This is a genomic window from Pseudomarimonas salicorniae (genome assembly GCF_023156535.1).
Taxonomy (GTDB): Bacteria; Pseudomonadota; Gammaproteobacteria; order Xanthomonadales; family Xanthomonadaceae; genus Pseudomarimonas; species Pseudomarimonas salicorniae.
In genome coordinates this window covers 178,851-205,085 of sequence record NZ_JALNMH010000007.1, presented here as the reverse complement: position 1 = coordinate 205,085, position 26,235 = coordinate 178,851, and the positions used below count along the sequence as shown (strand labels likewise).

17 protein-coding genes are annotated in these 26,235 nt (G+C 68.9%); 10 read left to right on the top strand and 7 right to left on the bottom strand.

Annotated features, from left to right (window positions below; all coding sequences use genetic code 11):
- Window position 1: 1 nt before the first annotated feature.
- The 5 genes from asnB (at window position 2) to M0G41_RS09875 (ending at window position 7,132) form a co-directional block, all read left to right on the top strand.
- Entirely contained in the window at window positions 2–1,864 is a 1,863-nt protein-coding gene (gene asnB / locus M0G41_RS09895; protein ID WP_248208791.1) for an asparagine synthase (glutamine-hydrolyzing), read from the top strand.
- A complete protein-coding gene (locus M0G41_RS09890; RefSeq protein WP_248208790.1) occupies window positions 1,864–3,138 on the top strand; it encodes an O-antigen ligase family protein in 1,275 nt (424 codons plus the stop codon). The genes asnB and M0G41_RS09890 overlap by 1 nt, the downstream gene beginning before the upstream one ends.
- On the top strand, window positions 3,138–4,613 hold the full coding sequence (locus M0G41_RS09885) for a lipopolysaccharide biosynthesis protein (RefSeq protein ID WP_248208788.1): 1,476 nt from the start codon (window positions 3,138–3,140) through the stop codon (window positions 4,611–4,613). Before M0G41_RS09890 ends, M0G41_RS09885 begins: the two co-directional genes overlap by 1 nt.
- Before the next feature lie 106 nt (window positions 4,614–4,719).
- Complete coding sequence (locus M0G41_RS09880; RefSeq protein ID WP_248208787.1) at window positions 4,720–5,670, top strand: polysaccharide deacetylase family protein; 951 nt, start codon at window positions 4,720–4,722, stop codon at window positions 5,668–5,670.
- Between the two features lie 130 nt (window positions 5,671–5,800).
- Complete coding sequence (locus M0G41_RS09875; protein ID WP_248208785.1) at window positions 5,801–7,132, top strand: TolB family protein; 1,332 nt, start codon at window positions 5,801–5,803, stop codon at window positions 7,130–7,132.
- Between the two features lie 14 nt (window positions 7,133–7,146).
- Here the strand turns inward: M0G41_RS09875 and M0G41_RS09870 are convergent, their stop codons facing one another.
- A complete protein-coding gene (locus M0G41_RS09870; protein ID WP_248208783.1) occupies window positions 7,147–7,818 on the bottom strand; it encodes a 4'-phosphopantetheinyl transferase family protein in 672 nt (223 codons plus the stop codon).
- A gap of 74 nt (window positions 7,819–7,892) precedes the next feature.
- Between M0G41_RS09870 and M0G41_RS09865 the strand changes: the two genes are divergently transcribed.
- Window positions 7,893–9,242, top strand: coding sequence for a hypothetical protein (locus M0G41_RS09865; RefSeq protein WP_248208773.1), 1,350 nt, complete (start codon window positions 7,893–7,895; stop codon window positions 9,240–9,242).
- 17 nt (window positions 9,243–9,259) lie between these two features.
- Here the strand turns inward: M0G41_RS09865 and M0G41_RS09860 are convergent, their stop codons facing one another.
- Both M0G41_RS09860 and M0G41_RS09855 read right to left on the bottom strand, forming a co-directional pair.
- The gene (locus M0G41_RS09860) at window positions 9,260–10,393 is read right to left on the bottom strand and encodes an acyltransferase family protein (RefSeq protein ID WP_248208771.1); all 1,134 of its coding nucleotides are present in this window, start codon (window positions 10,391–10,393) and stop codon (window positions 9,260–9,262) included.
- A gap of 150 nt (window positions 10,394–10,543) precedes the next feature.
- Window positions 10,544–12,115, bottom strand: coding sequence for a S8 family peptidase (locus M0G41_RS09855; protein ID WP_248208769.1), 1,572 nt, complete (start codon window positions 12,113–12,115; stop codon window positions 10,544–10,546).
- Window positions 12,116–12,408: 293 nt separating this feature from the next.
- On the opposite strand from M0G41_RS09855, the gene M0G41_RS09850 reads away from it, so the two are divergent.
- The 4 genes from M0G41_RS09850 (at window position 12,409) to M0G41_RS09835 (ending at window position 17,578) form a co-directional block, all read left to right on the top strand.
- The gene (locus tag M0G41_RS09850; protein ID WP_248208767.1) at window positions 12,409–13,410 is read left to right on the top strand and encodes a LysR substrate-binding domain-containing protein; all 1,002 of its coding nucleotides are present in this window, start codon (window positions 12,409–12,411) and stop codon (window positions 13,408–13,410) included.
- Window positions 13,411–13,629: 219 nt separating this feature from the next.
- On the top strand, window positions 13,630–15,489 hold the full coding sequence (locus M0G41_RS09845) for a S8 family serine peptidase (RefSeq protein ID WP_248208762.1): 1,860 nt from the start codon (window positions 13,630–13,632) through the stop codon (window positions 15,487–15,489).
- Between the two features lie 305 nt (window positions 15,490–15,794).
- On the top strand, window positions 15,795–16,841 hold the full coding sequence (locus M0G41_RS09840) for a class I SAM-dependent methyltransferase (RefSeq protein ID WP_248208929.1): 1,047 nt from the start codon (window positions 15,795–15,797) through the stop codon (window positions 16,839–16,841).
- Window positions 16,838–17,578, top strand: coding sequence for a pseudouridine synthase (locus M0G41_RS09835; RefSeq protein ID WP_248208760.1), 741 nt, complete (start codon window positions 16,838–16,840; stop codon window positions 17,576–17,578). The genes M0G41_RS09840 and M0G41_RS09835 overlap by 4 nt, the downstream gene beginning before the upstream one ends.
- A 120-nt stretch (window positions 17,579–17,698) precedes the next feature.
- On the opposite strand, the gene M0G41_RS09830 is transcribed toward M0G41_RS09835, so the two are convergent.
- From M0G41_RS09830 to M0G41_RS09815, 4 genes are all read right to left on the bottom strand, one after another.
- Window positions 17,699–21,865, bottom strand: a complete 4,167-nt coding sequence (locus M0G41_RS09830) for a putative Ig domain-containing protein (RefSeq protein ID WP_248208759.1) — start codon at window positions 21,863–21,865, stop codon at window positions 17,699–17,701.
- Window positions 21,866–22,410: 545 nt separating this feature from the next.
- Window positions 22,411–24,237 (bottom strand): glutamine--fructose-6-phosphate transaminase (isomerizing), encoded by a 1,827-nt coding sequence (glmS, locus tag M0G41_RS09825; RefSeq protein ID WP_248208756.1) that lies wholly within the window; start codon window positions 24,235–24,237, stop codon window positions 22,411–22,413.
- A gap of 183 nt (window positions 24,238–24,420) precedes the next feature.
- Window positions 24,421–25,356, bottom strand: a complete 936-nt coding sequence (locus tag M0G41_RS09820) for an electron transfer flavoprotein subunit alpha/FixB family protein (RefSeq protein WP_248208754.1) — start codon at window positions 25,354–25,356, stop codon at window positions 24,421–24,423.
- Window positions 25,357–25,401: 45 nt separating this feature from the next.
- On the bottom strand, window positions 25,402–26,148 hold the full coding sequence (locus M0G41_RS09815; RefSeq protein WP_248208751.1) for an electron transfer flavoprotein subunit beta/FixA family protein: 747 nt from the start codon (window positions 26,146–26,148) through the stop codon (window positions 25,402–25,404).
- Window positions 26,149–26,235 lie beyond the last annotated feature (87 nt).

The following is a 26,235-nucleotide window of genomic DNA, read 5'->3' as shown; positions in this document are numbered from 1 at the left end:
GATGTGCGGAATCATCGGCGTGGTCGGCGACGGCCGCCGCGAGGTGCCCTCGGCCGAGGTCGGCGAGGCGATGAACGCGGCGATCATCCACCGCGGCCCCGATGACGGCGGCCTGCACCGCGAGCGCGACGCCCTGCTCGGCATGCGTCGCCTCGCCATCATCGATCTCGCCGGCGGCCACCAGCCGATGCTCTCCGACGACGGCCGCGTGGTGCTGGTCTTCAACGGCGAGATCTACAACTTCCGGCGCCTGCGCCGGGAGCTGGAGGCGCTGGGCCAGCGCTTCCGCACCGACTCGGACAGCGAGGTCATCCTTGCCGCCTACCTCGCCTGGGGCCGGGACGCGGTGCAGCGACTCGAGGGCATGTTCGCCTTCGCCATCTGGGACGGCCGCGAGCGGCGCCTGCTGCTGGCCCGCGACCGGCTCGGGAAGAAGCCGCTGTTCGTCCGCGAGCACGACGGGCAACTCGCCTTTGCCAGCGAGCTGAAGTCGCTGCTCGCCCTGCCGGGCTTTCGCCGCGAGGTCGACCTCGGCGTGCTGCCGGCCTATTTCGCCTTCGGCTACGTGCCGACGCCGCGCAGCGTGTTCCAGGGCGTGCACAAGCTGCCGCCGGGCCACTACGCCGAGTTCGACGCAGGCGGCTACCGGCAGCATCGCTACTGGCGACCGACCTCGACGCCGGTGTTCACCGGCAGCGAGGCCGAGGCCGAGGAGCGCCTCGCCGGCCTGCTGCACGAGGCGGTGGCCGACCGTCTGGTCGCCGACGTGCCGTTCGGCGCCTTCCTCAGCGGCGGCCTTGATTCCAGCGTCGTGGTGGCGCTGATGGCGCGGCAGATGAGCCGCCCGGTCAAGACCTTCTCTATCGGCTTCCGCGAGGCGCGCTACAGCGAACTGTCCGACGCCCGGCGCGTCGCCACGCACCTCGCCACCGAACACCACGAACTGGTCGTCGAGCCCGACGCGACGGCCATGGTCGAGCGTCTGGTCTGGCACCTCGACGAGCCTTTCGCCGATGCCTCGGCCCTGCCCACCTACCTCGTCTCCGAGCTGGCCGCCCGCGAGGTCAAGATGGTGCTCTCGGGCGACGGCGGCGACGAGGCCTTTGCCGGCTACGACCGCTATCTACGTCTGCTCGCTCTGGAGCGCCTGGGCGCGCTGCGCGGGCCGGCTGCGCTGGCCCTGCGCATCGGCGGCCGCCTGCTGCCCGGCCGCCACGGCTTCCGCCTGCGCCGGATCGGCGAGCGCCTGGGCCTCGGGCTCGCCGACCGCTACCTGAGCGGCGTGGCCCTGTCGCGTCCTGAGCAGACCATCGCCCTGATCGGCGAGGCGGGTCGCGAGGGTTACGCCAGCCTTCACCCGCTGTTCCACCGGGGTGATGTTCGCCCGCTGCTCGACCGCATTGTCGAGGTCGACCTGCACAGCTATCTGCCAGACGACATCCTGGTCAAGCTGGACCGGATGAGCATGGCGGCCTCGCTTGAGGGCCGGGCGCCCCTGCTCGACCACCGTGTGGTCGAGTTCGCCCTGCGCCTGCCGGTGGGACTGCGCGTTCGCGACGGCCGCGGCAAGCACCTGCTGCGCCAGGTCGCGCGCCGCTGGCTGCCCGCCGAGGTGCTCGACAAGCCCAAGCAGGGCTTCGGTATTCCCCTCGACGAGTGGTTCCGCGGCCCGCTCGGCGGGATGGCAGCCGACCTGTTCGCCTCGCGCGCCTTCCGCGAACGTGGCTGGGTGCATCCGGCGGCCGCGGAGGACCTGCTGGCCCGCCACCGCGGCGGCGGCGAGAACCATGCCGAAAGCCTCTGGCAGCTGCTTTGCCTCGAGCTCTGGGCCCGGCGCTTCATCGACGGGGCAGGGGGCGGTTGATGCTGAACGCCCTGCTGGCGCTGCTGGTGCTGTACACGATCAACCAGATCCATCTGCCGGCCGACCTCGGCATTCCAGGGGTCAACGTCGCCAACCTGCTGTTCGCCGGCGTCCTGGCCCTGGTCCTGCTGCGTGGAGATGCCGCGCCGCGTCCGCCCAGCCGCCTCGGCGGGCCGCTGCGGGCCTACTTCCTGTTGATGGCGCTCGGCGCCCTGATCGGCATCGCCACCCGGCCGACCGACCTGATGTCGGACCTGACCTACCTCAAGACGATCATCTTCTACCCGCTGTACTACTTCCTCTTCTACTACGCCGTCGACGACCTGCGCAGCGCGCGGCGGCTGGTCTTGGCGATCCTCGCCGTGGCCGTGGTGGCCGGCCTCGAGGCCTGGTCCGAGGCCCGCGCGTACGGGCTCGGCGGTTACTCGGAGACCCACCGCGCCTCCGGTCCGTTCGGTCCCGATTACCGCACCGCGAACCGCGCAGGCGTGTTCTACGCCATGCTCCTGCCCATGTTCGTCGCCTTCTTCCTCTTTGCCCGCCACAAGCTGTCCTGGCGCATGCTCGGCGCGGTCGGCGCCCTAGTCCTGGTTGGCGGCATCCTGGTCACCTACTCGCGGCAGTCCTATTTCATCGGCCTGCTGGCCATCCTTCTGCTTGTCTGGCGCCGCGGCATCGGAACCACGCTGCTGGCCGGCCTGGTCTTCGCGATCGCGCTACCCTTCCTCCCGCAGGGCGCCTTCGAGCGCGTCGAGGAGACCCAGCAGGAGACCGCCACCGGCGAGGAGCGCTACGACGAGAGCACCGAGAGCCGCTGGGAACTCTGGCAGGGCGCCTTCGCGATGTGGGGGGAGAACCCCGCCGGGGTCGGCCTCAACCGCTTCAAGCAGGAGATCGGCAACTACTCGGGCTACTCCGGCAAGGACGCGCACAACTTCTACGTGCTGACCCTGGCTGAAGCGGGCCCGCAGGGCGTGATCGCCCTGCTCTGGCTGGTCTTTTCGATGTGGCGACTGGCGCGCTGGGCGGCGCGCCATGCCGATGATGCCGAGTCCCGGGCGCTGACCTACGGATTCAGCGTCGCCCTCGTCGGCATGGCCCTGGGCAACGTCTACGGCAGCCCGTTCTCGGAGGGCTCGGTGATGTGCGCGATCTGGGCGCTGTGCGCGATCATCGAACGCTACACACAGCTGCGCATGCAGCAGGCCTGGCACGCCCGGCAGGCCCTGCAGGAGGCGCCCCCCCACTTCGATCCCGCACGGCGGGCCGGCTGATGGCCGGCCTCCTGCGCCACGCCTCGCGCTATGCGATAAGCAGTGCGCTGGTCACCCTGGCCAGCCTGGTGTCCTTTCCCATCCTGACCCGCCTGCTCAGCACCGCGGACTACGGCCTGATGAGTACGGTCACCGCGACGATCGGCCTCGTGGTGGCGATCGGCAAGCTGGGGATGCAGAAGGCGACGGTGCGCTTCTACCACGAGCAGCGCAGGCTGGACCCCGAGCACGGCGCCGACACGCTCGCCGCGACCCAGCTGTTGGGCATGACCGCCATGGGTGCCATCGCCACCCTGCTCTGGGCGGGCCTGCTGGCGGTGCTGCCCGCCGAATGGCTGAACTCGGACCAGCTCAAGGCCCTGCTCCTGCTCACCGTGGTGCTGGTCTGGCTGCGGGTCACCGAAAGCGCCCTGCACAACCTGCTCTATGCCCAGGAGCGCAGCGGCACGATCTCCCTGTACAGCATCATCCGGCGCTATCTCAGCCTGATCCTGGTCGTGGCCGCGCTATGGTTCATCAGCGCCGATGCGCGGCACCTGTTCCTCGCCACCATCCTCGCTGAAGCCCTGGCCATCGGCGGACTGCTCTGGGTGGTGCTGCGCGCCGCGCCGCTGCGGCCCTCGCGCTTCTCGTCGCCCCTGCTGCGGGCGATGCTGGCTTTCGGCCTGCCCATGGTCGGCATGGAGATGGCCTGGTCGCTGCTTGCCGTCGGCGACCGCTACGTGATCCAGATCCTGCTCGGTGCCGCCCAGGTGGGCATCTATTCGGCGTCCTACAACCTCTGCGAATACGCCAAGCTGGCGACCATGGCGGCGGTGGCCACCGCGGTCGGTCCGATGTACATGCGGATCTGGGAAGAGCAGGGCAGGGAGGCAACCGAGGCCTTCCTCGCCACCTACTCCCGGGGCTTCCTTGCCTTCTCGATGCTCGTGGCGACGCTGGTCTCGGTCAACGCCGAGCCGCTGATCACGATTCTCGCCTCGGAAAAGTTCGTCGCCGGCACCGAGATCGTGCCCTGGGTGATGTTCGGCCTCGCCCTCGAGAGCTACGTCGGCGTCGCCGCTGCCGGGCTGTTCCTGCGCAAGCGCTCACAGGCGATGTTCGGGCTGGCGGCCGCGGCAGCGCTGTTCAACCTGCTGCTCAACGTCCTGCTGATCCCGCGCTTCGGCCTGGTCGGTGCGGCGTTCGCCACCACCGCGTCGTTTGCCTTGCTGCTGGCCCTCGCGCTGTGGATGGGCCGGAACGAGCTGCGCGTGGGCTTTCCCTGGTGGACCTTCGTGGTCAGTGCCGTCGCGTTCGTGGTCAGCGACACCGTCACGATGGCCCTGCGCAGCGGCTCGCCCTGGTGGGATCTGGTCCTGCACAGCTTCGTGGCACTCGGTCTTTTCAGCCTGATCGTCGGCCTGTTCGACGCCTCGGTACGCGGCAGCGTGCGGTTGCTGGTCCCCAGACTTGCGGCGCGGTGGCGGAGGTGAGCAGTTTGGCCGCAGGGCGATCTTGGTCTAAAGTGCGGGTTCGCCGCCCGGAGCGGCAGGAAGACGCGATTCGGCCCACCGGGGAAAGGGCAGGTTAGCGATGGGGATGATCAGGCGGGCCGCGAAACAGGCCGCGTTCGCCAGCGGCCTGGCGGGTGCCTTGCTCGAGCGGCGAGGCCGGCGCGGTGACGTGCCGGTGGTGATGTACCACGGCATCTCGCCGCTGACGGTGAGCGCCGAGCAGCTTGATGCACACTTTGCCTTCTACGCCCGGCACTTCGAGACGCGGTTCTTCTCCGATCTCGATTCGGCTGGCAAGGGCCGCGCGCCGCCGCTGGTGCTGACCTTCGACGACGGCATGCGCAGCAACTTCGAGCTGGCCGTGCCCCTGCTGCGCAAGCACGGGCTCAAGGCGACCTTCTTCATCGTCTCCGGGGTTTTCGACGGCCTGCGCTATCTGTGGAACCATCGGCTGTGCTACCAGCTCTACGCCCTGCCCGATGCGCAGCTGCCGGCGGCTTGCCCGCTGCTTCCCGCGGATCCGCCGGGCCTTGGACTCCTTGGTGAGCGCTGGCAGGCCGCCCGGCGCGAGGTCGCGCGGGTCAAGACCTTGCCGCATGCCGAGCGCATCGCGCTGTGTCGTGAGGTCGATGCGCGCAGCGAGGCGGCCGGTGTCGAGTTCGCGGACTGGTTCGACCGCGAGTACCGCCTCGCCGGCGCTGACCAGGTGCGCGCCCGTCCCGACTGCGTGGAGTACGGCTCCCACACCCGCTGCCATCCGGTACTCACTTCGGGCCTAGATGATGCGGAGCTGGCCGATGAGATCGAGGGCTCGCGTGAACGACTGGCGGCCGAAACCGGGGCTTCCATCGACACCTTCTGCTTTCCCAATGGCGACCATGACCTGCGCGTCCGCCGCGCCGTATCCCGCTGCTATCGGCTGTCCTGCACGACCTCGCAGGGCATCCACCGCAGCTCGGACGACGTCCATGCCATCCCCCGGGTCGCCGCCGCCGGGCGCCCGGTCGACATGGTGACGAGCCTGCTGCTCGCCTGAGCGGCCGCGAAGCTGAATCTCCCATGGCCGCGTTCGCGAACCGCGGCCCGGCCGCACATCCTCCCATGCTACTCAACCTATAATTCCCGCGTTCAGGCCGTGTCCGCGGCCGCCTGACCCGAGGAGTTTTATGCGCAGCCACTCGCTGGGTACCGCAGTCCGCTGGCTTGCACTGGCCCTGCTCAGTGGCGCCGCGGCCGGCCAGAGCATGTTCGCCTCGGGCTTCGAGCGCGACGAGGGGGGCGTCTGCAGCAACGCCTATGCCGCCGGCTTCACCCCGGTGACCGGCCAGGCGATCGCCCTGTCGCCGAGCTCGCCGCGACCGGCCAAGGGGGCCAGCTTCAGCGACCCGGCCTTCGGCACCTGCGTGGTGCGGGCGACCAGCCACGCCAGCGAGCCGCCGGTGGGTTTCGCCCGCAACGACTACTCGCGGCGGCAGGCCTTCAATGCCGACGGCACGCGGTTCCTCGCCTACGCCCGCGATGGCGCATGGCACCTCTATGACGCCCAGAGCCTGGCCCACCTGCGCATCCTCGACGGCCTGGGCGGCGACGCCGAGCCGCAGTGGCATCCGACCGATCCGCGACGGCTGTACTACGTCGAGACCAATGGCGGCATGGAGCTGCTGCAGATCGACGTCGAGACCAACCAGAGCAGCGTGGCGACCAGCTTCGCCGGCAAGCTGCCCTGGGGCAACGTCGCCCGGGTCTGGACCAAGTCCGAGGGCAGCCCCTCGGCCGATGGCCGCTACTGGTGCTTCCATGCCGAGACCAGCGACTTCCGCATCCGCGGCGTGTTCACCTATGACCTGCAGACTGGCACCGTGCTGGGCACCCACCCGCTCAGCGAGCGGCCCGACCACGTCAGCATGTCGGCTTCGGGCCGCTGGTGCGTGATCTCGGGCGAGGAGTACCCGAACACCCCGAACTCCAACTTCAACGTGGTGGCCTGGAGTCGCGACTTCAGCCAGTCGCGGCTGCTCCACGGCAACTCCGAGCACTCCGACCTCGCCCTGGACGCCAATGGCCAGGACGCCTTCGTCTTCGTCGACTACCAGAGCAACGAAGGCGACATGGTCAGCGTGAATCTGGACACGGGCGCCCGCACCACGCTGTTCCCGACCTATCTGCAGGGCACGGCGACCGCCTACCATGTCTCCGGCAAGAACTTCGCCGCGCCGGGCTGGGTGCTGATTTCCACCTACAACAACTACGGCCCCTCGGAGAAGTGGCTGCACCGGCGCATCTTCGCCGTGGAGCTGGCGGCCTCGCCGCGGATCCTCAACATCGCCCATCACCACAGCGAATACTGCGGTTCCGGCGACACACCCTATTTCACCGAGCCGCACGCCACGGTGAGTCGCGACTTCCGCCGCATCCTGTTCAGCTCGAACTGGGGCGGTTCGCCCTGTGACAACATCGACGCCTACATGGTCGTCCTGCCCGCGGACTTCCTGCCCTGAGCCGGCGGCGCATGTCAGGCCCCTGCATCCAGACCGGGAATCGAATCGGGCAGGGCCAGCGGCCCCGGGCTGGCCAGGCATGCCCGGTAGCCGGCCGGCGCCGGGAGGGCAATGACCTCGGCACTTCGGCGATCCGCCTCCCAGTGCGCCCGGGCCGGCAAGCCCAGCGGCAGGGATATAGTGCGCGCATCGAGGGTCAGTCCCCGGCCGTCGAGCTTGAGCACCGCCTCACGGGCGCACCAGGCGAGGGTCAGCAGCGCAGCCTGTCGGTCGGCGGGCGCCGCCTGCCACGCGGACAGCGCCTCGGCGTCCAGGAACTGCCCAGCCAGCGCCGCGCGGGCGGGGTCGATCATCGCCTCGAGATCGACGCCGACCTCCATCTCCGCGGCGGCGACCATTGCCCAGCCGCCGCTGTGGCTGAGGCTGAAATGCAGCGCCTCCGCGCTGGCCAGCCGCGGCTTGCCGTGCTCATCGCGGCGCAGGACGATGCTGCCCGGTTCGCGACCGAGGCGCTCGGCCAGATGCTGGCGAAGCCGCGCCTGGGCGGCGACGAAGCGCTGCCGCAGCAGCTCGGTGGCAAAGCGCCCGGCACGCTGGCGCTGGTCCGGCTCCAGCCATCCGAGCGCCTCGCGGCGCAGCTCGGAATCGACCTCATCGAGGCGGTAGAGTGAAAGGCTCAGGGACATTCCGAGGGCGACGCAGGGCGATGTGTGGCGATGGTAAACGCGGTTCGCCTCTCGCGCGGCGACTGCTGTGCGTGATGGCCTTGCTGTGCGTGGGCAGTGCCCAGGGTTTCTTCGGCGACGGCTTCGAGAGCCAGGCCGGCGAGGGGGTGCCGCCCGGCAGCCGGATCCATACGCTCTGGCTCGGCAACTCGCTGACCAACACGCCGCCCGACTTCAACGACTACTCGCAGGGTGCGTTGCCTGCGCGGCTCGCACCGATGCTGGCCGAGTTCGGCATCACCCTCAGCTTCGACGCCATCACTCCGGGCGGCGCGGAGTTCTCCAACCATGCGCAGACGCCATCGACCATGGCAGCGCTGTCCGACCCCGCCTACGATTTCGTCAACCTGCAGGGCTATTACGTCGGGTTCGACAGCGCGGCGGCCTATGCCAGCGCGGTCAAGCCGCTGCACGATGCGGCCACCGCGGCCGGATCGGTGGTGCTCTATGAGGGCATGTGGCCCTACCTCACCGATCCCGGTTCGCCCCAGCATCCGACCGCGGCGCTGGCCGTTGAGGGCGCCGCCGACGCCAAGCCCAATGCCTTCGCTGTCCAGGTCGGTCGGGCCTGGGAACAGGTGCGGCTCGGCTCGTCCAGCTTGCATGCCAAGCTGCGCTCGGACAACACCCATCAGAGCGCGGTCGGCGAGTACCTCAATGCCCTGGTCTATACACGCTTCTTCACCGGGCAGAGCGTCGCCAACGTCGCCAGCATTTCGCCCCAGGCGGCGGCGCGGCTGAGCAGCGCCGAGCGCACGCAGCTCAAGCAGGCGGTCGATCTTTCCGTGAATCGCTTCTACCGTCCGACCGGCGCGAGCAGCGTGCAGCTGACGATCAGCGAGCCGGCAGAGGACGCGGCGGTGCCGGCCGGCCAGCCGCTGCGCTTCAGCGCCGCCGCGATCGATGATGCGCTGGGCGACATCAGCGCCGACATCCACTGGTTCGACGATGCGGGTCTTCTGCGGCACAGCGGGGCGAGTTTCAGCTTCAGCCCGGCGGTGGGCTTTCGCTCGATGCGCGCCGAGGTGCAGGGCTCGGGCGGTGCCATGTCCGCGTTGGAGCGCCGCTATCGCGCACTGGGTGCGGGCAACACGCCCCCCGAGGTCAGCGACAAGCCGCAGTCGGTGCCGCGCAACTCGCCGTTCACCCAGGCCAATCTCTCGGCCAACGCCCGCGACCTGGAGGGCAGCGTCGACTGGGCCACCCTGCAGTTGGACCTGTCGACCTTCGACGGCGTCTCGGCGGTGCAGAACGACCGCGATCCGTTCACCGTCGACCTCGACTACAGCAATGGATACCGCGGATCGGACCGGATCCGCTGGCGGGTGGCGGACGATCAGGGCGCGTGGTCGGCCTGGGCCCGGATCCAGATCCAGGTCCAGTAGGCGCAGGCGGCCAGGTTTCAGGCCGCCAGCCGGCTGATGGCCACGCTGCCCACGACCAGCGCACCGGCCAGGCCAGCGGTTCCGACCAGCCAGTGCCGGCGCGGCGCCGGCATGCGGTCGGAGTTCGGACGCAGGCCTCGGCGCAGCCAACGCATGGCCGGATTCTCGACCGCGTAGTGGACGAGGGCGGCGAGGCCGATGGCCACGGCGGTGGTCAACCCGATACGCGCGAGCAGCCCGACCTGCTCGGCCTGCAGCCACTGCAGCACGACATAGCCGATGTCCTGGTGCAGCAGGTAGAGCGGATAGGAGATCGCGCCCAGCCAGACAAGGGGCCGCAGCCAGGCGCGCGGGCGGCGGCCCGCGTAGAGGCCGGCGATGAGTGCGATGCCGAACAGCAGCGCCCAGCCGGCCCGGACCAGGCCCTCGGCCAGCAGCACGGAGAGCAGGGCCAGCACGGCCAGGACTGCCGCCGACCGCGGCTGGCGGACCTCGCGAGCGAGGCCGAGATACACCGCAATGCCCAGCGCGAAGTAGGGGAAGTGGGACAGCAGCAGGGCTTCGCTGAGCGCGTGGGGCAGCGGGCGACCCAGCAGCATGGGGGCGAGCCAGGTGCCCCAGCTGGCCAGAAGCCAGGCGCTGATCGCCCAGAATGGCTGGCGTAGCGCACCACCCAGCCAGAGCAGGAACATGCCCAGATAGAAGAACAGCTCGACCTGCAGGGTCCAGTAGACGCCGTCCACCGAAGGCACGCCGAAATAGCCGTGCAGCATGAAGACGTTGAGCAGCGCCTGACCGGGCGCGATGGGCTGCGCCAGCGGCTGGGCCAGCCACTCGATGGTGAAGGTCAGGGCGATCGCCGCCCAGAACGCCGGGAACAGCCGCGAGAAGCGGGAGACGACGAAGTCCGCCGGCACCCGCACCCGGTCCAGAGTCATGAAGATGACGAAGCCGCTGATGGCGAAGAACAGGTTCACGCCGAGGAAGCCGCTCTCGAAGCTGAAGGGCAGCGGCTCGCCGTGGCCGTGCTTCTGATCGAAACGCGTCGTGTAGTGGTAGAGCAGCACCGACAGGGCGGCGATGCCGCGCAGCGCGTCGAGGCCCAGCAGGCGGTGGCGGGCAGGCGAGGCGGGGGGGATCGAGGCAACCAAACCGGGCTCCTGACGGGATGGGGCGATGCGGGGTCTGCATCGGCAGCCGCCAAGCATAGTCGAAGGCCGCGGCGCCCAGCCCCGACGGACCGGAAAAAAAGACCCCGGCGCGTGGCCGGGGTCCGGATCAGGCTGCCTGCAGCGGATCGATCAGAAGGTGATCGACCAGCTGTCGATGTAGCCGGTGTCGCCGTTGGCGGCATCCTGCACGCGCAGCTTCCAGGTGCCGTTGATGGCCTCGCTGGACAGGTTCACGGTGTAGTAGCCGATGATGTTGTCGGCGCTGCCGCCGCTGCGGTTGTGCAGGGTGTAGGTGCTGCCATCCGGTGCCACCAGACGGACGATCAGGTCGCCGATGTAGGTATGGATGATGCGCACGTCGACGCGGGTCGCCGACGGGGCATTGCCACTGCGGCCGGAGACCGTGATCGGCGATTCGACGGTGGAGTTGTCGCGGATGGTGTAGTTGCTGCCGTTGGTGTAGGTCTGCGTGGTGCCGCCACCGCCGCCGCCGCCGCCACCGCCGCTGCCGTCGAAGAACGAGTACAGCAGGCGGTTCGGCGAGCCGGTCTGGGCGCCGGTGACCTTGTTCGGAGTCGAGGCGTTGATGATGGCGTTGGTCACCGCGCTGACGCTGGCGGTCGGGTTGGCGGCCAGGTAGAGGGCGGCGACGCCGGCCACGTGCGGCGAGGCCATCGAGGTGCCGCTGATGGTATTGGTCGCCGAGTTGCTGGTGTACCAGGCCGAGGTGATCGAGGAGCCCGGCGCGAAGATGTCCAGGCACGAGCCGTAGTTGGAGAAGCTCGAGCGGGCGTCGGTGTTGGTGGTGGAGCCGACGGTGATCGCCGAGGCGGCCCGCGCAGGCGAGTAGTTGCAGGCGTTGCTGTTGTCGTTGCCGGCGGCGACGACGACGACCACGCCGGCGTCGGTCATGCGCTTGACCGCGGCATCGGTGGTGCTGGAGGCGCCGCCGCCGAGACTCATGTTGGCCACGGCCGGCTTGACGTGGTTGGCGGTGACCCAGTCCATGCCGGCGATGACGCCGGAGTTGGTGCCCGAGCCGTTGCAGCCGAGCACGCGGATCGGCGAGATCTTGGCGCCCTTGGCGATGCCGTGGGTGCTGCCGGCGACCGTTCCGGCAACGTGGGTGCCGTGGCCGTTGCAGTCGCTGGTGCCGCGGCCGTCGCTGATCGCCGTGTAGCCGCCGATCATCCGGCCACTGAACTGGCTGTGGCTGCCCAGCACGCCGGTGTCGATGATGTAGGTGTTCACGTTCGACGCGGTGGTGTTGTAGACGTAGGTGCCGTTCAGCGGCAGGTCGCGCTGGTCGACGCGGTCGATGCCCCAGGTCGCACCGCTCTGCGTCGCGGCGATCTCGACGATGCCGTCCTCTTCCACGTACTCCACCCGGTCGTCGGCCAGCAGCTTCTGCAGCGCCCTCGGGTTGGCTTCGACCACGAAGCCGCGCACGGCATGCGAGAAGGCCTGGCGCATGCGGGCCCCGTGCTGGCCGGCCATGGCCTGGGCGGCCTGGGCCACGGAGGGGATGTTCGCTGCGCGGACCTCATTGCCCATGGCGGCAACTTCGTCCTTCAGCACCACGATGTACTGGCCGTCGATCGGACGCTCGGCGCGACGCAGTTCTGCGGCCTCGCTGGCGAGGCTGGTGGCGCCGAGGGCGCCGGCGATCAGTACGGGAAGGGTACGGTGTACAAGGTTCATCTAAGGAAGCTCCCCAACGAGTGGATAGGTAGAAACATGGATTGATACTGGAGCCGCCCTGCCGGAAACTCCGGCCCCCTGGTGAGCGGATTAACCAGGCCTGAATCAGGCGCATCGAGTGATAGGACCGTGGGGGGGAGAAGTCCAATGCGTTTTACGAATACGCGTCGCGCGCAAATCCGATACGCCACGGGTGGCGCGGGTCACAGGTTGCCGGGGAAACCGACCGCTGCCGACGGACGGCTTTCGGATCCTTCTTCCCTTATGCCGCAGGGCGCTGGGAGCTAGCGGGCGTGGCCGTCTCGCTCACCGGGTTGCGCTGTCTCGTCGCCATCGTCGATGCCGGCATGAATGTCAGCGCCGCCGCCCAGTCCCTGCACCTCAGTCAGCCCAGCGTCTCCCGCCAGTTGGCGCAGATCGAGCAGGCGCTGGGCGTCAGGCTGTTCGCCCGCCGCGGTCGGGGGCTGGTCTCCCTCACGCCGGCGGGCGGGGAGGTGCTGGCGATCGCCCGGCGCATGGTCGACGACTACGGCCGGCTGCGCCGGTTGGCCGGCAACCAGCCGGCTGAGGGCAGCGAGGAGCTGGCGATCGTTGCGCCGCAGGGCTACGCCTTACACGTGCTTCCGCCGCTTCTGCGGCAGCTCTGCGATGCACACCCCTCCCTGTCGGTCCGCCTGCGCACGCTGGGCGAGGGCGAGCCCATGCGCCCTGCCGACCACCCGGCCGGCGACCTGTTCATGACCAGCACGGCCGGCGACGAAGGAGTCGAGCCGGGTTCGGTGCCCCTGTTCCGCTGGCGGCGCGTGGCGATCGTCGAGCGATGGCACCCGCTGTCCGGCTTCCGCGGCCCGCTGCCGCTGGAGGAGCTGGTGCGCTGGCCGCTGGTCACCTACGAGGCCGCCCGGCGCGAGGACTCCTCGTTCCGCCGGGTGATGTCCGCGGCCGGGCTGCAGCCGCAGTTCGCCTGTTCGGCCCAGGACCCGCAGACCCTCAAGGCCTATGCCCGTGCCGGCCTCGGCGTCGGTCTGGTTGCCGAGTTCGCCCTCTGCGCCGCCGACCACGACGACTTCGCCGTGATCGAGCTTGATGCGCGCCTGCCCGAGTGCATTGCCTGGGCCCTGCTGCCGCGCAGCCGATCGCCGCGGCCGATCGCCCTCTCCCTGCTGCAGCTCCTCGCCCCCCATATCGAGCCGGAGCGTATCCAGGCGGTGCTGCGGGGTGAGGCCGACCTCGAGGGGCTTGATCCACCCAGCTACGTCCGGGCCGCGCCGATGCTTGCGAGCGCGCTCGCCTGAGGGTGGGCACGCGATCCGGTCAACCAGGACACAACAGGCCGCTTGACCCGGCTTGGGTGGATTCCGTGGCTGCGCAAGGTTCCCTCGAACAGCCAGCGGGCAGGCGGTTGCACAAGAAACCGTAGAAAGTTGACTGGAAGCTGAACGGAGGTATGGTAGGGGTTCGCACGGCCGTTGAAGTTCCCGTGCCTTTCCCTGGTTTTCGCTGGAGAAGCCGTCTTGTCGAAACAGTTCGTTCGCAACACCCTCTGCGCCGCCGTAGGCCTTGTTCTCGCCGGCTCCGCCCTGGCCGATGGTCCGGACCCGAACCGCGTGATCGTGACCTTCGCCCCCGGCGCAGCCGCCCAGGTCGAGAACGCACTGCGCGGCGCGCGCGGTGATGTGCATCGCCGCCTCGAGTCGCTGAACGCCATCGCAGTCAGCGTCCCGCCGCAGGCCCTGGACGGGCTGCGCAACAACCCCAACATCCTCAACATCGAACAGGACGCTCCCCGCTATCTGCTGGCGCTCTACAACGATGACCCGGGCAACCCGGCGACGACCCAGCTCACCCCCTACGCGATCTACCAGTCGCAGGCCAATCAGCTCGCCCTGAACATGGCCAGCGCCAAGAAGGTCTGCGTTATCGATTCCGGACTCGCCTACCTCGGTCAGGGTGAGACCGGCGGTGCGAACCCGGACTTCTCGGCCACCAACATTACCGGCAGCAATGACAGCGGCACTGGCAACTGGTACCAGGACGGCGGCCCGCACGGCACCCACGTGGCCGGTACGGTCGCGGCGCTGGACAACGGCTTCGGTGTGGTCGGCATGGCCCCGGGCAACCCGATGCACATCGTCAAGGTCTTCAACGCGGCCGGCTGGGGCTACTCGTCCGATCTGGCCCATGCCGCCTCCAAGTGCAGCGAGGCCGGCGCCAAGATCATCACCATGAGCCTGGGCGGCGGCGGCGCGAACAGCACTGAACGGAATGCCTTCGACCAGTTCACTGCCGCCGGCGGTCTCGTCCTCGCGGCGGCCGGCAACGACGGCAACAGCGTGCGTTCCTATCCGGCCGGCTACAAGTCGGTGATGATGATCGGCGCCAACGACGCCAACAATCAGATCGCTGATTTCTCGCAGTTCCCGGGTTGCACGGTGACCAGTGGCCGCGGTCGCAACGCCACCACCGAAACCGATGACGGCTACTGCGTCGAGGCCACGGCGGGCGGTGTCGACACCCTGTCGACCTACCCCTCGGGCGGCGCCACGCTGTCTACCCTGGAAGCGGGCGGCGCCGGCTTCGCCTCCTCGGCGATGGAGAACCTTGGCGCGGCGTCCGGCGCCACCTTCTTCATGGGCACGGCCGAGTCCACCAACAGTGGCGCGGCCGGAAAGGTCTGCGTCATCGACCGTGGCGTCATCTCTTTCCACGACAAGGTGCAGAACTGCCAGAACTCCGGCGGCATCGGCGCGATCATCATCAACAACGTGGCCGGCATGCTTTACGGCACGCTCGGCAGCCCCAACAACACGTCGATCCCGGCGGTGGGCGCGGCGTTCGAGGACAGGGCGGCCCTGCTGGCTGCGGCCTCCGCGTCGATCAGCATCGGGAGCAGCGACTACGGCTACATGAGTGGCACCTCGATGGCGACGCCGGGCGTGGCCGGGGTCGCGGCCCTGGTCTGGTCGAACCACCCGACCTGCACTGGCGCCCAGATCCGCGACGCGCTCAAGAACACCGCTGAGGATGCCGGTACGCCGGGCAAGGACGTGTACTTCGGCTACGGCATCGTCAAGGCCAAGCTGGCCAGCGACTTCCTGACGGCAAATGGCTGTGGTGGAGGTAACGAGCCGCCGCCGGCGAGCGCTCCGGACAGCCTCACCGGTTCGGTCTCCAGGAAGGGCAAGAACTATCAGTACCGTCTGAACTGGAACGGTGGTGGCGCAACGGTCGATATCTTCCGCAATGGCAGCAAAGTCGCCACGCAAAACAACACCGGCAGCTTCAACGAGAACCTGAGCGTGACCTCGGCGAACTACCAGGTGTGCAATGCCGGCACCACCAGCTGCTCCGCCACCGTCACTGTGACCTACTGATCCATTTCACATTCGATGTCTGACCAGAAACCCGCGGCTCGCCGCGGGTTTCTTCTTTTCGGCAGCACGGGGAACTGGCCGCGCCTGTCTGGGGAGGGGCCAGCGGCGATGTAGACGGCTCGCCCTGTTTCCACGTCTGGTCGCCATGCCTCTGCATCCCCGCCAGCAGGCCGCAGCCCCGCCTTGCCGGCCCTTCGATGCGCTGGCCGCGGATAGGGAGACCCCGAAGACCGCCTTGCTGCATGACCCCGCTGCCCAGACAATCCGCCTCGCGGTTATCGATTGCCGCGCCCAGGAGCCCCACGCTGTCCATCGCCACCGATACCCCGCTGCTCACCCTGTTCAGGCCCTTCGAACTCGGCCACCTGCACTGGCCCGCGCAGGGCGGGGGGCTGCTGATCGGCGCACGCGATGGCTGGCCGCTGCATCAGAGATCGCTGCCGGACCTGGTCTGCGAATCCAGCTTCAAACCCGATGTGGATGCGCTGCTGCGCTCGGGTCTGGCCGTACGCGAGCCCGAGGACACGCGCTATCCCCTGGTGATGGTGCTGCCACCGCGCCAGCGCGAGCACGCCCGAGCGACGCTGGCGCGGGCGCTCGATCGCGTGGCGCCGGGTGGGGTATTGCTTGCCTGCCAGGCCAATGACGAAGGCGCGAAGTCCGGCGAGGCCGATCTGCGCAAGCTGGCCGGGCCGATCGAGTCGCTGGCCAAGCATCACTGCCGGGTCTACTGGGCGCGTGCCGAAACCGGCAGCGATCCAGCCCTGCTTGCCGAGTGGCGCGAACTGGATGCGCCGCGGCCGATTCTGGACGGCCGCTTCCACAGTCGCCCCGGCCTGTTTGCCTGGGATCGTGTCGATCCAGCCTCAAGGTTGCTGGTCGAGCAACTCCCTGATGATCTTGCCGGAGCGGCGGCCGATCTCGGTGCGGGTTACGGCTATCTCTCCGCCAGCCTGCTGCAGCGCTGCGTGGGCATCCACAGCCTGGACCTTTTTGAAGCCGAGGCCCGCGCACTGCCGCTGGCCGAGAAAAACCTCGAGGCGCATGCCGGGCGGGTCGCCATTACCCCGCATTGGCATGACGTCATCCAGGGCGTGCCCGGCCGCTACGACGTGATCGTCTGCAATCCGCCCTTCCACACCCAGCGCGCCGGCGACCGGCCGGATATCGGCCGCCGCTTCATCGCCGCTGCGGCCGCTTCGTTGAATCCGGGCGGCCAGCTCTGGCTGGTCGCCAACCGCCATCTTCCCTACGAGGCCGAACTGGCCCAGGGCTTCGATTCGCTTCGAACTGTCTGCCAGCGAGACGGCTTCAAGGTGGTCCAGGCGCGTCGCGCCGGAGGCGGCGGATGAAGCTGCTGCGGCTGATCGCCAACCTTGGCTACGGCAGTCGCCGTGAGGTGACCGGCCTGTTCCGCGAGGGCCGCATCACCACGCCGGACGGCGAGCCGCTGTACGCCGACGACGTGATCGAACACGACCAGGTCCGCCTCGACGGCGAGCCGCTCGATCCCGCTCCGGGGATGCTGATCCTGCTCAACAAGCCGGTTGGTTACACCTGCTCGCACAAGGACACCGGGCGTCTGGTCTACGACCTGTTTCCTCCGCGCTTTCGCCAGCGCTCGCCGCAGCTCTCCACCGTCGGCCGCCTCGACCGTGACACCAGCGGCCTGCTTCTGCTGACCGACGACGGCGCCCTGCTGCATCGCATCGTTTCGCCGAAGTCGCGCCTCGACAAGGTCTACCGCGCCGAGCTGGCCGAGGACCTGCGCGGCGATGAGGCCGAGCTGTTCGCCAGTGGCTCGCTGATGCTCGAGTCGGAGACAACGCCGCTGCTTCCGGCGGAACTCGAGGTGTTGGCCCCGCGTCGGGCGCGCCTGACCCTGCACGAGGGCCGCTACCACCAGGTCCGGCGGATGTTCGCCGCCAGCGGAAACCACGTGCTGAGCCTGCATCGCGAACGGATTGGCGGGCTTGAGCTGGCCGGTCTGCCGGAGGGGCAATGGCGGTTGCTTGGGCCCGAGGACAGGGTGCGGCTGTTTGCAGCGCCAACGGCCGCGATGGATCAGGGCGCGTCCGGCAATCGATAGCGCGGTGGCCCGTGGCGGGCCGCCGCGGCCGCACCACGGCGCACCGCCATCGGGCCGGGCTATCCGGTCAGCAGCGGTACCCTCCGACCGGTAGGGCGGATGCGTCGACGGGCGACCCCCTCACTCGAAGCCACCCCGGTAGATGGCGGTACCGTTCGCAGGCTCGATCAGGGTTGCCCGGTCATCCTCAGGAAGCAACACACTGCCGCTACCGGTAGCCCGCGCCGAGATTTCGACGAAGTTCTGGGTAGGCTCGATCACCCCATCAAGTTCGATCAGCGCGGTTTGGCCGACGGCGAGATCCAGGCGGGTCACCGCCGGTCCGGCTCCAAAGGGAGGGCGGCAGGTCGCTCCGGCCACGGTGCAGGTCCAGGTCACCCTGCTCAACCCGCTGCGAGGGGTCACTTGCAGCAGAACCTCGCTGGCGGCCACCGGTCCATGGTTGAGCACTTCGATGTGATAGCTCGCGAGGGTACTTCCCTTGGCCAGGGCCTCGCCCAGGACGGCAGCCTTCGGCAGCTGGCGACGGATGCTGACGCTCAGGTCGCTGCGGTCCGACACAACGATTCGCAGCGCTCGGGGCGTCGCCACGGCGATGCCGCCGTTGGCGTCACCGCCGTCGTCCGTTGCCCCCAGCGTGACTGTTGCGACGCCCGGGTTGCCGCTCAGCACATAGCTCAATCCCCGGCTTTCGGACAGGCTGACCGATGTCAGCACGGCATCAGGGTCGTCGCTGATGGCGGCGGAGAAGCTGATCTGCTGGCCGGCTTCGTCTGCCGGCCCTGGATTCGCGCTGACGATGAAGTCGCCAACCTCATGCGGGCCGGGTGTCCCGACCGGCCAGTACTGGTTCGGACCAAAGCGCACCTGCGGCGGGTCGTTGACCGCCATCACCTGCAGTTCCACGGTGGCGAGCCCGGTCTGCCCATCGGCATCGCGCACCGTCAGTTGCAGCAGCGCAAGGCCGTTTGCGTCGGTGCCAGTCTGCAGCCGAAGCTGGCGCTGACCCGCGACTCCCCCCAATCCTGCGGCCAGCGCGGCATCGCTGATGATGGCCTGATCGCTGCTGGTAATGCTCAGGGACAGCCCGCTGGCCGGGGTTTCGGCGTCGCTGATGTCGATGGGCAGGACGACGCCGGACTCATCTTCCAGCATGGTCAGTCGTGAGGCGACGACGATCCGTGGCGGGCTGCCCCCGGCCAGCACGGCGAGATTGAATCCACGTCGTCCACTGAACGGCCCCCCCAGCTCGGCGCCGCTGCCATCCCGCGCCTCGACGGTGAAGGTATAGCCGCCGGCAACGGTCGGCACGCCGTCGAGCAGGCCGCTCGTCGGGTCGAGCGAAAGGCCGGCTGGCAGGGCGCCCTCCACTACCGCGAACCGGTAGGGCGCTCTGCTGCCCTGGCCGGAAGCGCCCAGCACCTGGTGATACATCTGACCGACTATGGCGGAGGGAAGCACGCCCGGAGTGACGGTGAGCGTGGCATCCACCTGCAGCGGCCATGGCGATGACTCACTGGACTGATGATCGGGGCTGCCGCTGTAGTGGGCGACGAGCGTACGCGGCCCTGGCGTGGAGAAGCGCAGGGAGCAGGCGAATCGCAAGCCGTACCCGGGGTCGTCGGTGGAGATCGGATCCTGGCAGGACTCTCCGCTGCTGGCAGTGACGGTGAGCTCGCCACCCTGTGGCTCGGCCTGTTCCCCGCTGACCAGCGCTTCCACGACGGTCCACGTGGCTACCGAGGCGCTTACCGGGGTCTGGGCGGTAAACGAGGTGGCAGTGCGTTGTCTCGGTGCCACGCCGTCGAAGATGTAGGCGGCCCCCTCGTCGGGATTGCCGAACGGTGGCCCACTGTTACTGCCCGGTGCGCCAATGAGAACGCGATCCTGGGCGACGGCCAACGCCCTGCCGAAGGCGGCCGATGTCCGGCCCTGTGCTTCCAGGAGGGTGGCATGCAGTGCCCAGCCCGACTGGCGACGGGCAAACAGGATCACCGCCCCTTGATCGGCGAGCGTACCGTCCGCCCCAGGGGCGCTGATCAGCGCGGCTTCCCCGCTGATCGCCACGGCGCTGCCGAAATGATCCTGACCCGACCCGGCAGGGTCGGTCAGCCGTGTCTCCTCGACCCAGGCCTGCCCGTCATGGTGGAAGACCAGGGCCGCGCCCTGGGCCACGTGCGCGCCGATTACAGTAAACGGGGCGCCGATCAAGGCGGTGTCGCCATCCAGGGACACTGCGCTGCCGAACTGATCTCCGGGTACGCCCCCGCTTGCCTGCAGTCTTGCCTGCTGTTGCCAGGCCATCCCCGCCTTCGCGAACACGTAGGCAGCGCCCTCGCCATCGTTGTAGCCCGGGGCCCCGGCCAGCAGGCGTCCCGCGCTGATCGACAGCGCGGAGCCGATGCGTTGGTTCTCCTGGTAGGCCAGGGGCACCAGCAGCTGGGTGGGGGAGAATCCGCCATCCAGACGTTCGAATGCATACACCGCACCGACGTCCTCGAGCGTGTCGTGGTCGCGATAGGCGGCGCCGATGAGGGCATGGTCGGCGGACAGCGCCAAGGCGCCGCCGAATGCATCGCCGGGCAGGCCATCTTCGGCCAGGAGCCGCCCCTGAGCCACGAAGCTGCCGTCGATGCGAAGGAAAACATGCACCGCACCGCGGTCGCTGTCCCCCAAGGCGTCCTCGCCCGGGGCGCCGATCAGCAGCGTGTCCCCGAGCAGGGCCGCGGCGCTGCCGAAGCCGTCGCCGCTGTTTCCGTCCTCGAGGTGCAGGCGCTGGAATTCACGCCAAGCGTCGTCCTGACGGGCGAACAGCAGCACCTCTCCCTGGCCCGGGCGCCCGGCCACCGTCGCGGATGGCAGCCCGACGACGGCGGTATCGCCGTCCAGCGCCAGCACCTCTCCCAGCCTTCGGCCGCCCGCGCCCTGGCCGCTGTCGAGCCGCCCCTGATCGTGCCAGTTGGCGCCGATCTTGGAGAACATGCGGACCGATCCCTGATCTACCTGGCCGTCAACGTCGTCGAGATACACGCCGCTCAACAGCTCCGTTTGCGAGAGGGCCACCGAGCGTCCGAAGTAATCACCGTCCTCCGCGTCGCTGGCGGCGAGGGTCATGTGCGGCGGCCAGGCGCCGGATTCGTCCAGCTTGTAGGTATAGATCGCGCCGCGCTGCTGCCTGGCGAATGGGGCGGAAATCGCCCAGGCAAACTCGGTGATCGCCAGTGCCGAGCCGAATTGGTCACCCTGCGCGCCATCGGCGGGATTCAGACGCGTCATCTGCTGCCAGGTGGGTCCGTTCTTCTGGAAAACGTAGCCCGAGCCCTGGTCCGGAACGCCGCCTACGTCGTCGGCCGGCGCACCGATCAGGGCCAGAGAACCCTTCAAGGCCACCGCGCTGCCGAATTGATCGTTGAAGGCGCCGTCGATCGCGGTCACCCGCTGGTACTGCGACCACTCGCTATCGGCCCGGGTGAACAGGTAAGCCGATCCCTGCCAGCTGTTGCTGCCGACGCGGTCGAATGGCGCGCCGACCAACGCGGTCTCCAGGTCAAGCGCCACCGCGGTGCCGAACATGTCGTTGGCCTCGCCGTCGGCGGCGGTGAGCCGGGCCTGCTGGTGCCAGCCGCTGCCAAACCGCTGAAACACGTACGCAGCGCCCTGATTGCCACGTCCGTCGACGGTTGCGCCGAATGCGCCGATCAGCGCCGTGCTGCCCTGCAGGGCAACCGCCGAGCCGAAGAGGCTTCCGGCCTCCCCGCCATCGGCGGTCAGCTTCTGGATCTGCTGCCAGCTTTCGCCGGTGCGACGGAACACGTAGGCCGAACCCTGGTCCGTCCTCGCATCGACATCATCGTAAAGCGCGCCGACCAGCGCGTCGTCTCCATCCAGGGCGACGGCATAACCGAACTGGTCGCTGGCGTTTCCATCTTCGGCAATCAGCTTCGCCTGCAGGACCCACTCCTGCCCGTCGCGGACGAATACGTAGGCCGAGCCCTGGTGTGGTCGGTCGCCGACGGTGTCGCGCCAGGCCCCGATCAGCGCGGTGTTGCCGTCCACGGCCACCGACACACCGAACTGGTCTCCGACTGCACCGTCGCCGTTGCTGGCCGCCTCTAGCCGAGTGCCTGCCGAGAGCGCCTTGTCCAGCGCCTCGCGCAATGCCGACCGTTGTTCGGCGGATACCGCTACCGTCCCGGTTTCCAGCCCCCGGCTCAGCGCCGGACCGCTCCCGCCCATTGCGACCAGCGCCAGCCAGGCCAGTGGTGTAGCCCATCGTTGCCTCGACATTTCCCTGCCTGCCCCTTGAGTTGAAAACGTGGTCGCCGGTAGCCCTATCCCCAGCGCTGCCGGGCCTTGCAGCGCGGCTTCGCGCTGCCCCCTTGTCCGGCGGCTGTATGAAGTAACGGAATTCGGGCGAGATCCTGCTCACCGGCCCGATCCGGGGATCGGGCCGATGCAGCGGCAGCGCAAGATAGGGACGAACGACTCGGTTGCCTAGCCCTGAAATTTCATCAGGCGGTGCAAATACTCACGCGTGCAACCCAAGGGCCTACCGAACAGGTCGTTGGAGCGTCCGGCCCGGGGTGTGCGGCCGGGTGCCCGGGCCCCGGGGGCCGAGTGCTGGACCGGCGCGGAAGGAATGGCCGCGCCCGCGGGAGGATCCGGTCGACTGCGTGCGCAGACCCGCGGTCCCGGCGAGACCATGCGGAGTCCGCTCGGCGACTCCGCCCCGGATCAAGGACTGGGCGGCTCTGAACCTTCTCTTTGCTTCGTCGACGGGGCGCTGTGCCTGATGGCGCCCCGAACTTGCCGGCCGCGGCCCGGTTTCCCTGTTACTCCACGGTCACCGATTTGGCCAGGTTCCGCGGCTGGTCGACGTCGGTGCCGCGGAGCACGGCGACGTGGTAGGCGAGCAGTTGCAGGGGCACGTTGAACAGCACCGGCGCTGCGATCTCGCCGCAGGCGGGGAGCTCGAGGACGTGGCCCTCGCCCATGCCGTGGCGGATGCGGGTGTCGCAGAAGACGTAGAGCTGGCCCCCGCGCGCGCGGACTTCCTCCATGTTCGACTTCAGCTTGTCTAACAGGGCGTCATTGGGAGCGACGGCGATCACCGGCATGGTCTCGTCGACCAGGGCCAGCGGCCCGTGCTTCAACTCGCCCGCGGGATAGCCTTCGGCGTGGATGTAGGAGATCTCCTTCAGCTTGAGCGCACCCTCGAGGGCGATCGGGAACTGCGTGCCTCGGCCGAGGAAGAGGGCGTGCTGCTTGTCGACGAACTGCTCGGCCAGCGACTTGATCTCGGCGTCCAGTTGCAGGGCGTCACGGATCAGCCCGGGCAGGACCTCGAGATCGGCGATCGCAGCCGCGTAGCGCTGGGCGTCGATGCCGCGGGTCTCGGCCAGACGCAGGGCGAGCAGGGCGAGCGCGCTGAGCTGGGTCGAGAAGGCCTTGGTTGAAGCCACGCCGATCTCCGGACCGGCGCGGGTCATCAGGACCAGGTCGCTCTCTCGCACCAGCGAGGCCTCGGGCACGTTGCAGATCGCCAGCCGCGCGGCGTAGTCGCGTTCTTTCGCCATGCGCAGGGCGGCGAGGGTGTCGGCGGTTTCGCCTGACTGCGAGATGGTGATGAACAGCGTGTCCGGCGCCACCACCGGTTGGCGGTAGCGGAACTCGCTGGCGATCTCCGTGTGGCAGGGGATGCCGGCCAGCGACTCGATCCAGTAGCGGGCGACAAGGCCAGCATGAAAGCTGGTTCCGCAGGCGATGATCTGGACCTGCTTGACCTTGGCGAGGATCTCGTCAGCGCCGCTGCCGAAGATACCCGGCAGCACCCGGCCGCCGCTGATCCGGCCCTCGAGGGTGTCGGCCACCGACTGCGGCTGCTCGTGGATCTCCTTGAGCATGTAGTGGCGGTACTCGCCGCGCTCGACGGCGTCCAGCGAGAAGCTCGACTCCTTGACCGGACGTTCCACCGAGGCGCCGCGCTCGTCGAGGATGCGCACGCCATCTCGGCGCAGCTCGACCACATCGCCTTCGGCGAGGTAGACGAAACGCCGGGTCAGCGGCAGAAGGGCGTGGATGTCGGAGGCGAGGTAGTTCTCATCGTCGCCGTAGCCCAGCACCAGCGGCGAGCCGCGTCGGGCGCCGACCAGCAACCCGGGCTCGCGGGCCGACATCACCACGATGGCGTAGGCGCCGTGCAGGCGCTTCGTCGCGGCCGTCACCGCCTCCAGCAGGCCGGCGCCATTGCGCTGCAGCTGCTCGACCAGGTGGGCGATGACCTCGGTGTCGGTCTGCGAGGTGAAGCTGAAACCGGCCGCCTGCAGCTCGGCGCGCAGTTCGGCATGGTTCTCGATGATGCCGTTGTGGACCACCGACAGCCCATCGCCGGAGACATGCGGATGGGCATTGGCCTCGGAAGGCACGCCATGGGTGGCCCAGCGGGTGTGGGCGATGCCGACCACGCCGGACAACCGGGTCTGCGCCTGCAGGGACTGCAGGTCGCGGACCTTGCCCTTGGCCCGCAGGCGCTGCATCCCGCGCTCGGTGAGAAGGGCGATGCCGGCCGAATCATAGCCGCGGTATTCGAGTGCCTTGAGGCCGGAAAGGAGGTCGCTTGTTACGTCGCGTTGCGCGCTGATGCCGACGATGCCGCACATGGGTATCGATTGTCCTTGTTCAGTAGATGGGGCTGATCGCCCGGGTCGGGCGGGGCAGGGGAGCGAGGGCTGGGGCAGCGGCGCCGGTCCTCTTCCCGGCCCTCCCCGCAAGGACGGGGGAAGGCATCGCGCGACGCCGCCGTGCGCGGCGTCGCGGAAACGCGATGTTACTCGATCGCGCTGTTACAGGGCCTTTTCCAGCTCGGGCACGATCTGGAACAGGTCGCCCACCAGGCCGATATCGGCGACCTCGAAGATCGGCGCCTCGGCGTCCTTGTTGATGGCGACGATGGTGCCGGCGTCCTTGATGCCGGTGAGGTGCTGGATCGCGCCGGAGATGCCGATGGCGACGTACAGCTCGGGGGCGATGATCTTGCCGGTCTGGCCGACCTGCATGTCGTTGGGCACATAGCCCGCATCCACCGCGGCACGCGAGGCACCGACGCCGGCGCCAAGCTTGTCGGCCAGCGAGAAGATGATCGAGAAGTTCTCGGCCGAGCCGACGCCGCGGCCGCCGGAGACGACGCGCGGGGCAGATTGCAGGTCGGGCCGGTCGCTCTTGCCCTGCTTCAGTTCGACGAACTTCGTGTGCGTGGGCAGGCTGGCCTCGACGCTGGCGTTCTCCACCGCGGCGCTGCCGCCCTCGCCGGCCGCGGCCCAGGAGGCGACGCGGATGGTGGCGACGACCGGGCGGTCGCTGGGCGCCTCCACGGTGATGATCGCGTTGCCGGCGTAGATCGGCCGCTTGAACACGTGGCTCGACTCGACGGTCATGACGTCGCTGACCTGGGCGCTGCCGAGCAGGGCGGCGACGCAGGGCATCAGATCCTTGCCGAAGGTGGTCGAGGGGCCGAACACGTGGCTGTAGCCCTCGGCCAGCTTGGCGATCTGCGGCGCCAGTACCTGGGCGATGGCGTGCGCGTTGGCGGCGTTGGCCACCGCCAGCACCTTGCCGACGCCCTCGATCCTTGCCGCCTCGGCGGCGATGGCGGTGGGGTCCGCGGCGAGCACGGCGATGTGAATGTCACCGCCCACGGCCTTGGCCGCGCTGACGCACTTGGCGGTGGAGGGATTGAGCTTGCCATCGAGATGCTCGGCAATGATCAGGATCTTGCTCATGTCATGTTCCTTGAATGAGGGGGCGGACGCGGGGGAGTTCCCCGGTCAGAGCAGGCCCTTGGACTTCAGCGCCGAGACCAGCTCGGGCACGTCCTTGACCATCACGCCGCGCGAGCGCTTGGGCGGCGGCGCGTAGTGGCTGACCTTGAGCTGGTTGCCGCCCTCGACGCCAAGGTCGGCGAAGGGCACGGTCTCCAGCGGCTTGCTCTTGGCCTTCATGATGTCCGGCAGCTTGATGAAGCGCGGCTCGTTGAGGCGCAGGTCGGTGGTGATCACCGCCGGCAGCTCGACATCCAGCGTCTCGAGGCCGGCGTCGACCTCGCGGATCACGGTGGCACGGTTGTCAGCGATATCGACCTTGCCGGCGAAGGTGGCCTGCGGGCGGCCCCAGAGGGTGGCCAGCATCTGGCCGGTCTGGTTGGCGTCGTCGTCGATCGCCTGTTTGCCCATCAGCACCAGGCCCGGCTGCTCCTTCTCGATCAGCTTGAGCAGGGCGCGGGCGGCGGTCAGCGGCTCGATCGGGCCGTCGCTGACGACGTGGATGGCGCGATTGGCGCCCATGGCGAGGCCGTTGCGCAGGTGCGGCTGGGCGTCGGCGGGCGCGATGGTGGCGACGATCACTTCGCTGGCGACGCCTTTCTCGCGCAGCCGCAGCGCCTCTTCCAGGGCGATGTCGTCGAAGGGATTGGCGGAAAGCTTGACGCCGTCGGTGACGACGCCGCTGCCGTCCGGCTTGACCTGAATGCGCACGTTGTAATCAACCACGCGCTTGTAGGCGACCAGGATCTTCATCGGCGAGGGATTCCTTTCGCGTTTCTGGGGATCGTGCCGGGGGAATGGCCCCGGACCGGGCCGCCCATCATAACCGCAGCGCGGCCG

Bases quoted from the DNA above. Each gene is read 5' to 3' on its own strand.
- M0G41_RS09820 (WP_248208754.1), bottom strand. From the start codon at position 25,356: ATGAGCAAGATCCTGATCATTGCCGAGCATCTCGATGGCAAGCTCAAT.
- M0G41_RS09865 (WP_248208773.1), top strand. From the start codon at position 7,893: ATGGCCTTGCTGTGCGTGGGCAGTGCCCAGGGTTTCTTCGGCGACGGC.
- M0G41_RS09855 (WP_248208769.1), bottom strand. From the start codon at position 12,115: ATGAACCTTGTACACCGTACCCTTCCCGTACTGATCGCCGGCGCCCTC.
- asnB (WP_248208791.1), top strand. From the start codon at position 2: ATGTGCGGAATCATCGGCGTGGTCGGCGACGGCCGCCGCGAGGTGCCC.
- glmS (WP_248208756.1), bottom strand. From the start codon at position 24,237: ATGTGCGGCATCGTCGGCATCAGCGCGCAACGCGACGTAACAAGCGAC.
- M0G41_RS09815 (WP_248208751.1), bottom strand. From the start codon at position 26,148: ATGAAGATCCTGGTCGCCTACAAGCGCGTGGTTGATTACAACGTGCGC.
- M0G41_RS09880 (WP_248208787.1), top strand. From the start codon at position 4,720: ATGATCAGGCGGGCCGCGAAACAGGCCGCGTTCGCCAGCGGCCTGGCG.
- M0G41_RS09885 (WP_248208788.1), top strand. From the start codon at position 3,138: ATGGCCGGCCTCCTGCGCCACGCCTCGCGCTATGCGATAAGCAGTGCG.
- M0G41_RS09875 (WP_248208785.1), top strand. From the start codon at position 5,801: ATGCGCAGCCACTCGCTGGGTACCGCAGTCCGCTGGCTTGCACTGGCC.
- M0G41_RS09830 (WP_248208759.1), bottom strand. From the start codon at position 21,865: ATGTCGAGGCAACGATGGGCTACACCACTGGCCTGGCTGGCGCTGGTC.
- M0G41_RS09890 (WP_248208790.1), top strand. From the start codon at position 1,864: ATGCTGAACGCCCTGCTGGCGCTGCTGGTGCTGTACACGATCAACCAG.
- M0G41_RS09835 (WP_248208760.1), top strand. From the start codon at position 16,838: ATGAAGCTGCTGCGGCTGATCGCCAACCTTGGCTACGGCAGTCGCCGT.
- M0G41_RS09870 (WP_248208783.1), bottom strand. From the start codon at position 7,818: ATGTCCCTGAGCCTTTCACTCTACCGCCTCGATGAGGTCGATTCCGAG.